The following is an 8,232-nucleotide window of genomic DNA, read 5'->3' as shown; positions in this document are numbered from 1 at the left end:
CGGCCCCCGTCGTCGGAGATCTCGTCGCCGGACAGGTACTCCAGGTCCTCCAGCACCCCGCACACCCGGTCGAAGGTGCGGGAGATGACGTGCGAGCGCCCCTCCACACGCCGGCGCAGCGCGTCGGCGTCCTTTTGGGTTCGCATGTGGCGTTCGGCCCACCGGGCGTGGTCCTCACGCTCGGCGCACCCGTGGCAGGGGTGTTCGCGCATCTGCGCGCGCAACCGCTTGACCTCGGCGTCCTCCCGGTCGCCCCTGCTTCCACCGCGCTCATAGGTGGGCTCGGTGCCCTGCTCCTTGAGCTTGTTGCGCAACGTGGAGGCCAGGTCCTGGCGCGAACGCGGGGACCGTGCGGAGAACGACTTGGGGATGCGCATCCGCCCGGAGGCCTTGACCGGGATCGGGAAGTCACTGGAGTTGATCCGCTTGACCTGCTTGTCCACGGTCAGCACCAGGGGCGCCGGAAGGTCGTGCTTCAGGCCGGGGTCCAGCACCACCGCGTGCCCGGAGTAACGCCCCGAGGGGATACGGATGATGTCACCGGGCCGGAGCATCTCCAGGCTTTCCAGGGCCTCCTCCCGGCGACGCGAGGACCTGTTCTTGGCCAGCATGGACTCGCGGTCGCTCAACGCCCGACGCAGCGCGGCGTACTCCATGAAGTCGCCCAGGTGGCACTCGGCGGCCTTGGCGTACCCCTCCAGGGCCTCCTCGTGCTTGCGCAGCTTCTTGACCAGCCCCACCACGGCACGGTCGGCCTGGAACTGGGCGAAGGAGGCCTCCAGCATGTTGCGGCTGCGTTGGCGGCCCACCTGACCGACCAGGTTCACCGCCATGTTGTAGGAAGGCTGGAAGCTGGAGTTGAGCGGGTAGGTGCGCGTGCCCGCCAGCCCGGCGACGGTCTCGGGGTCGGTACCGGCCTGCCAGACGACGACCGCGTGCCCCTCCACGTCGATGCCACGGCGTCCGGCCCGCCCGGTGAGCTGTGTGTACTCACCCGGGGTGAGCATCGCGTGCGTCTCACCGTTCCACTTGTCGAGCTTCTCGATGACCACGCTGCGCGCGGGCATGTTGATGCCCAACGCCAGGGTCTCGGTGGCGAACACCGCGCGGATCAGGCCCTGGGAGAACAGGTGCTCGACGATCTCCTTGAAGGTGGGCAGCATGCCCGCGTGGTGGGCGGCCACACCCGACTCCAGGGCGCGCAGCCAGCCCTCGAAGCCGAGCACGGTCAGGTCGGCGCGCGGGATGTCGGCGCAGCGGGACTCGGCGTACTCACGGATGTGGTCGGCCTCTTCGGGCGTGGTCAGGACCAGCCCCGAGGCCACGCACTGTCGGACGGCGTCGTCGCATCCGGCCCGGCTGAAGATGAAGTCGATGGCCGGCAACAGCCCCTCGGCGTCCAGCTCCTCGATGATCATGGGCCTGCTGGGCGGCGCGAACCGGGTGCGCGGGCGGATGGCGCCCCGCGCCCGCGACTGCGGGTGGCGGCGGCGATCGGCCAGTTGGGTGGTGCGCGCGTCGTCCTCCGCGGCCCGGGTCAGGAACGGGTTGATGTGCAGGGTCTGCCCGCCCACCTTGATCTCACGGGGCCGCTGGTGCTCGGAGCGTCGACGTTCGCGCTTGCGCTTGGAACGTCCGCCTGCGCCCCTCCCCTCCTCATCGGACCCGGTGGACTCCACCTCGGTATCGACGAACAGGTCGTGCAGACGCTTGCCGACCATCACGTGCTGCCACAGCGGCACGGGACGCTTCTCGTCGACGATGACGGTGGTGTCCCCGCGCACCTGTTGGAGCCACTCGCCGAACTCCTCGGCGTTGCTGACCGTGGCGGACAGGGCGACCATGCGCACCGACTCGGGCAGGTGGATGATCACCTCCTCCCAGACCGCGCCTCGGAATCGGTCGGCGAGGTAGTGCACCTCGTCCATGACCACGTACGCCAGCCCGCCCAGGGTGGACGAGGACTCGTACAGCATGTTGCGCAGCACCTCGGTGGTCATCACGACCACCGGCGCCTCACCGTTGACGCTGTTGTCCCCGGTCAACAACCCGACCTGTTCGTTGCCGTAGCGCTTGACCAGGTCGTTGTACTTCTGGTTGGACAGGGCCTTGATGGGGGTGGTGTAGAAGCACTTGGTGCCCTCCGCGAGGGCCCGGTGCACGGCGTACTCCCCGACCACGGTCTTGCCCGAACCGGTGGGAGCGGCGACCAGCACCCCGTGCCCGTTCTCCAGCGCCTTGCAGGCCTTGATCTGAAAGGGATCGAACTCGAAGCCGTAGAGAGCCTGGAAGGCCTCGATGGCGGCGCTGGACGCGCCCTGCCGCCGACGGAAGGCGGCGTACCGCTCAGCGTGACTACTCATAGGCCTCTCAGCCTATGAGGTCGGATCCAACATCTCGACCGCTTTGGGCACCACTTCGCACTTCAGTGTCGGCGTACCCATGCGTTCACCGTCGGCGTAGGCCACCCCGGCGTCACCACGGATGGTGACGCTCGCTCCGCGTTCGAGGCGCACCTCGTCCAGCCCCACGTGGCTGCCGTTGAACACTCGGGGGAACTGCCGGACGAAACGGCCCATGGAGGCCTCGCGCATGAGGACCACGTCGAGTTGTCCATCGTCGGGCTCGGCCCCCGCGCACACCTTAAGACCACCACCGTAGGAGTCGGTGTTGCCGACCGCGACGAGCATCCCCGGTTCGGCGATGGTGCGGCCGTCGATGTCGATCTCGAAGTCGATGGGCCGGAAGGTGCGCAGTTCGGCGATGACGCCGACCAGATAACCGGCGCGGCCCATCCCGAACCGGAAGTTGTTCACCCGTTCGTTGACCCGGGCGTCGAAACCGCAGGCCAGAACGCTCAGGTAGTAGCGCCGTGTCCCGTCGGGCAGGGTCAGGCGGACCACGTCGCTGGGGCGGGTGCGGCCGGCCAGGATGGCCTGGGCCATCCCGCGTACGGTGGCGCGTCCGGTACCGAAGGCCCGGGCGATGTCGTTTCCGGTGCCCGCGGGGACCACCGCCAGTGGAACACCGCTGCCCACCACCCCCTGCAGCGCTTGATGGACCAGACCGTCGCCGCCCACCGCCACCAGTGCGTCGGGGCGATCGGAGACGGCCAGGCGGGCCAGGCGCCTACTGTCGGCGGCCGAGCGCCCCGTGTAGACGTGCACGCGGGCACCGGCCGCGCGCAGGGCCTCCTTGAGCCGCACCGCGAGAACGGCGGAGCGACGACGGCCGGAGGCCGGGTTGACCAGAAGTGCGATGTGAGGGGGCATGACCGCGTCCTTAGCTACCCATAATGCCGGGGGTTCGGGGGCGTGCGAGCCGGTGAGGTCCCCGCACACCCTCGCACCCTGGTCGACGGGCTGTTCAGGCGCCCTCGGTCGTGGACCCCTGCGCGGCTTCCTCACGCTGGCGGCGATGGTACTCCTCCAGCGCCTTGGGGGTGAGCAACGGGGAGGGTACCCAGGTGGCCTCGACCTCGCCCTGCCCGCGCTGGATCTCGATCTCCTCCTCGGAAAGGTACTCCTCGGGGATGTCGAACTCGCCATCACGAGCCCCCAACACGAAGGCCTCCCACTCGGCGGGGGTGAAGAACAGGGTGCCCTTCTGCGGCGACTTTCCGTCACGGACGGCGCGGAACCCGTCGTCGAACTCGGCGACCTCCACGATCGCCTCGGAGTCCGGATTCGACAGGGAGGAGCGCAACCACACCGCGTCGGTGGTGTCGTGCCACTTCTCGTTCCCCATGGCCTCGGGTGGGAGTTCCCGCTTGGCCTCGGTCTGCTCGCTCATCAACACTTCCCGGCTTCCCGCGTCCGATTCGGTGTGCAGGGACGACGAGAAGGTCGCCCCGCCCCGAACCCTAGCGTGTGGGAGGTCTCTCCCACACCCGGTTCCCGATGACCGCTCAGTCGCCCTTGCCCGAGTCGGAGTCCTCGAGTTCGTCCAGGTCGGAGGGTCGATCGTCGAGTTCGGAGATCTCGTCGTCGTCCAACTCCGAGGTCGGGTCCCGGCGCTTGCGACGACGGTCGTTGAAGAAGCAGAACAGCTCGGCGATCTCGAACAGGATCACCAGTGGAACGGCCAGCGCCAGCATGGAGATGGGCTCGGCCGGGGTGACGACCGCGGCGACCAGGAACGCGCAGAAGATGATGACCCGACGCCACTTGGCGATGGCCTCGTGGGACAGCAGGCCGACGATGTTGAGCAACACCACCAGCAGCGGCATGACGAAGCCGAGGCCGAACATGCCCATCATGATGAGCATGTAGCTGAGGTACTCGCCGATGGTCAGGTAGGGGTCGGCGTCCTCGGGCAGGAACCCGAAGAGCATCTGCAGGGCCAGCGCGGTGATCATGTACGCCAGGGACGCGCCGGCGACGAACAGCACACCGGCCAGCGGGGCGAAGATGTAGGCGTACTTCTTCTCACTGCCGTGCAGGGCGGGGGCCACGAACGCCCACAACTGGTACAGCCACAGCGGGGAGGTGACCAACGCGCCGACGAACAGCCAGATCTTGAAGGCCACGAAGAAGGCGTCGAAGGGGCCGGTGACGATGAGGGAGCAACCGCCGCCCTCCACCACCTGTGAGGCCGGCAGGGAACAGTACGGCTTGGTGAGGAAATCCCAGATCTGGTCGTAGAAGACGAAGCCGAGCACCGCGCCCAGACACAGGATGAGCAGTACCTTGGCCAACCGGTTGCGCAGTTCGCGCAGGTGGTCCATGAGCGGCATCCGGGCCTCCGGGTTGGCCGCTCTGCTTCGGGACCTCATCGTGGGGTCACTCTCTTCTCATCCGGGTCCGCGCACCGCGGACTCCCCTGACACAGACGCGGGGCGCGGTGCCCCTGGGGCACCGCGCCGACCGGTTCGGGACGTGGCCGCGCGCGACCCCGAACAGGTGGAACCGGCAGCTCTACTGGTTGTAGGTCTGGTTGCTGGGTTCACCGGACTCGTTGACGATGCGCTGGCCGGGAGGAAGCTGCGGGTAGCCCTGCTGCTGGTTCTGCTGCGGGGCGGCGTCGGTCCGAGAGGCCTGCTGAGCCTGGCCCTGCTGTGCCTGCCGGCCCTCGGCCTGCTCCTGTTCCTCGTTGTTGTCGTCGTCGACCAGGCCCTTGCTCTCGGCCTTGAGGATGCGGGCGCTACGTCCCAGGGAACGGGCCAGGTCCGGGAGCTTCTTGGCTCCGAACAGCAAAATGGCAAGGATCACCAGGATGGCGATGGTAGGTCCGTTGAACGGTCCCATGGTTCTACCTCTCTGTGGGGCGCGACCAAGCGCCTTCGATGGTACGCGCGTCCGAGCCTTCGGTCATCATCGCCGTGACCCCTCACGTCGGACACGCTCACGCAGGTCAGCGCTGCTCGCCTGGTACCCGCCCGCCGCCCATGTCACCTTTTCGGACAGCAGGGCGGCCTCACGTCGGACCTTCACCAGGAAGAATCCGACGACGAGCACACCGACCATAACCAGGCCGAAAAGGACAGCGAGGGCGATCACGAACTCACCATATCCTTTTCCGGAAGACCTACACCTCGACCCCGTGTGAACAGGTGTGCGTCACTCCGAAGACGAATCGATCTCGACCAGGTCAGGGGATGTTCCTCCCGTGTCATAAAGCCTCAAGGCCCGTTCGGCCTCCGCTCGCACTTCTCGGGCCAGACCCTCGGGAGCCACCACACGCCCCCGTGACCCCAACGACAACACCAGTCGTGCCACCCACGCCGGCGCCGGGGTCCGCAACGTGGCGCGCACCCCACCGTCCGCCAGCTCGGTGACCGACTCGCACGCGTAGTCCTCGGTGACCCAACGCGCCGAGGGGTCCAGGTCCAACACGACCAGGGCGTCGCGTTCGGATCGCTGGAGTACACCCTTGGACAGGTCGCGCCGGCCCACACCCTCGGGCACCTCGGCGGCGTAGGGCAGCACGGTCAGTTCCAGCACCCGGTCCAACCGGAACAGGCGCACGTCCTCGCGCAGGTGACAGTAGCCCTCCAGGAACGGCCTGCCGTCCTGGACCACCAGACCCATCGGGTCCACGTCGCGTTCGGTGACCTGGTCCAGGTACCCGGACAGGTAGCGCAGGTGCAGGCGCTGGCCGGCCTCCAGGGCCTGGGAGCAGCGCCGGTGGGTCTGTGCCACCTGCTCGTCCATCTCCACCCGCACCTGAACGGCGTCGGCGAGGGCGCCCACGGCGCTGCCGGCCGCCCCGCGCAGCTTCTCCCCCACACGCTTGAGCGCACCGTCCTCCACACCCTGGGCCTCGGGCAGCGCCTCCAACAACGACAGGCCCACGACCAGACTGGCCGCCTCGTCCGCGGTCAGACGCAGCGGCTGGGCCAGGGTGTCGGCGTTGCCGATGATGATCTCCCCGGTCTCCTTGGCCGCCTCCAGGTCCACGTCGATCAGGTCGCCGGGGGTGTAGCCGGGCAGACCGCACATCCACAGCAGGCTCAGGTCCTGGACCACCTGCTTCTCGCTGAGACCGAAGTGACGGGCCACCTCCGGCACACGCACGTCGCGGCCCAGCGCGTAGGGCACCAACATCAGCAACCGACGCAGTTGGTCCGCCGAGCGCGGGCCTCGGGCCGGGGCGCCCTGTTCCTCGGCCTCCCGCACCGGCTCGGCCTCGGCCTCGGCCCGTGAGACCACGCCGCGCATGTGCGCGGCCAACGCCTCGCGAGCCTGTTCGGGTTCGACGATCTCGGCGCGGGCTCCCTGGGCGGCCACCCGACCCACCAGGGCGTTGGTTTCGGTGTAGGGCAGGGTGAGGGTGTCCCACACCGGTCCGGCGCCCTCCCGCTCACCGGGGACCACACGCAGCGCACTGCGACGAAGGGCGTGCGCGGAGTCCACGAGCACCCGCACGGTGGCGGTGTGGTCGGGGTCGGGCCGCTGCGAGGAGACCACCGAACGCAGGTCCACGCCCTCGGGCACCTCGACGTCGGGTCCGGTGCGCACCACCGTCACCTGTCCCTGGATGCGTCCGAGCCGAAAGACCCGGCGGGCCTCGCGCAGCCGGTCGTGGCCGACCACGTACCAGTGGCCGTCCTGGTTGACCACACCCCACGGTTCCACCTCGCGGCGTACGGCCTCGGTCTGCCCGGGTTTGCGGTAGGAGAAGACCACCGGACGGCGGTCGCGGATCGCCTGCCAGACAGGGCCGAAGGCGGGTTCGTCGGTGCGCATGGTCGGGGTCAGCCCGGGAGCGGCCTCCGCGTCCACCGGAACCCCGGCCGAGCGGAGCTTGAACAGGGCGTTGGCTGCGGCCTCGCCCAAAGAGGCGTGCCTCCAGGCTCGGGCCGCCAGCCCCAGCACCAGCGCCTCGTCCGGCCGTAGCTCGATCTCGGACAACTCGTAGTCCGACCGGGAGATCCGGTAACCCTCCTCTCCACTGAAGGCGTCACCGGTGCCCACCTGGATCGGGATGCCGCTGTCGCGCAGTTCGCGCTTGTCGCGTTCGAACATGCGCTTGAACGCCGACTCGGTCTCGGCCTCCGCGTACCCCTGGACGGTCGCCCGGATCTCCTGGGCGGTCAGGTGGCGCCGGGTGGACAACAGGCAGATGACCAGGTTGAGCTGTCGTTCGGTCTTCCTGCGCGACATCGTCGCCACTCCTTCACCCTGGGATGATGCGCCGGGCGGGGCCGCGAGGGCGCGTCCTCCCACCTTCGGTTCAGCACCGACGGTACCGTGCCGACCATGATCCGGTGGCGTCGTGGCCAAGTCCGTTCACTCCTGCCCTCCTGGTCCGGGGTCCACGTGTGCGCGGTCGATCTGGCCGCCGACTCCGACACCGCTCCCCCGTCCACCTGCCGGGCCCTGGCCTACACCGATCTGGTCGGCGAACCACGCGTGGGCGATGAGGTACTGCTCAACACCGGCGCCCTTGACTTGGGGCTGGGCACCGGCGGGTACGCGCTGGTGGTGGCCGTCCCCGACCGCCTGCCCGCCGACCGGGAGGGCCCCGGCCACCTGGTCAAGGCCCGCTACACCCCGCTTCAGGTCACCGTTCAAGGCGCCGACGAACAGGGGTCGCCCCACCACGAGACTCTGCGTGCCGCGCGGGGGATCGATGGGATGCCGGTCGTTGTGGCCGATCTGCACTCGTCGTTGCCGGCCGTGCTGGCGGGGGTGCGCGCCGAACGTCCCCGCACCCGGGTCGTCAACGTGGTGCTGGACGGCGGCGCGTTGCCGGCGATGTTCTCCCGGAGTCTGGGGGCGCTGCGCGAGG

8 protein-coding genes are annotated in these 8,232 nt (G+C 69.0%); 1 reads left to right on the top strand and 7 read right to left on the bottom strand.

Annotation, left to right across the window (positions count from 1 at the left end):
• The 7 genes from K8V84_RS17435 to K8V84_RS17405 form a co-directional block, all read right to left on the bottom strand.
• Positions 1-2,363, bottom strand: a 2,363-nt coding sequence (locus K8V84_RS17435; protein WP_304076190.1) for an RNA helicase, incomplete at its 3' end; no start/stop codon positions are given.
• A 12-nt stretch (positions 2,364-2,375) separates the two neighbouring features.
• On the bottom strand, positions 2,376-3,272 hold the full coding sequence (locus K8V84_RS17430; RefSeq protein WP_304076188.1) for a diacylglycerol kinase family protein: 897 nt from the start codon (positions 3,270-3,272) through the stop codon (positions 2,376-2,378).
• 94 nt (positions 3,273-3,366) lie between these two features.
• Positions 3,367-3,792 carry a DUF397 domain-containing protein gene (locus K8V84_RS17425; RefSeq protein WP_304076186.1) on the bottom strand — a complete coding sequence of 142 codons (426 nt, stop codon included), beginning with the start codon at positions 3,790-3,792 and terminating at the stop codon, positions 3,367-3,369.
• A gap of 115 nt (positions 3,793-3,907) precedes the next feature.
• A complete protein-coding gene (gene tatC, locus K8V84_RS17420) occupies positions 3,908-4,735 on the bottom strand; it encodes a twin-arginine translocase subunit TatC (protein ID WP_304076192.1) in 828 nt (275 codons plus the stop codon).
• 181 nt (positions 4,736-4,916) lie between these two features.
• A complete protein-coding gene (tatA, locus tag K8V84_RS17415) occupies positions 4,917-5,246 on the bottom strand; it encodes a Sec-independent protein translocase subunit TatA (RefSeq protein WP_304076185.1) in 330 nt (109 codons plus the stop codon).
• 66 nt (positions 5,247-5,312) lie between these two features.
• Positions 5,313-5,498, bottom strand: coding sequence for a hypothetical protein (locus tag K8V84_RS17410; RefSeq protein WP_304076183.1), 186 nt, complete (start codon positions 5,496-5,498; stop codon positions 5,313-5,315).
• Positions 5,499-5,558: 60 nt separating this feature from the next.
• On the bottom strand, positions 5,559-7,604 hold the full coding sequence (locus K8V84_RS17405) for a YafY family protein (protein ID WP_304076179.1): 2,046 nt from the start codon (positions 7,602-7,604) through the stop codon (positions 5,559-5,561).
• Positions 7,605-7,700: 96 nt separating this feature from the next.
• On the opposite strand from K8V84_RS17405, the gene K8V84_RS17400 reads away from it, so the two are divergent.
• On the top strand, positions 7,701-8,232 hold a 532-nt coding region (locus tag K8V84_RS17400), incomplete at its 3' end, for a DUF3866 family protein (protein ID WP_304076177.1).

Source organism: Nocardiopsis listeri (assembly GCF_020741345.1).
Classification (GTDB): Bacteria; Actinomycetota; Actinomycetes; order Streptosporangiales; family Streptosporangiaceae; genus Nocardiopsis; species Nocardiopsis listeri_A.
Note: the sequence above shows the minus strand (reverse complement) of the source record. Positions and strands in the feature narration are given on the sequence as shown.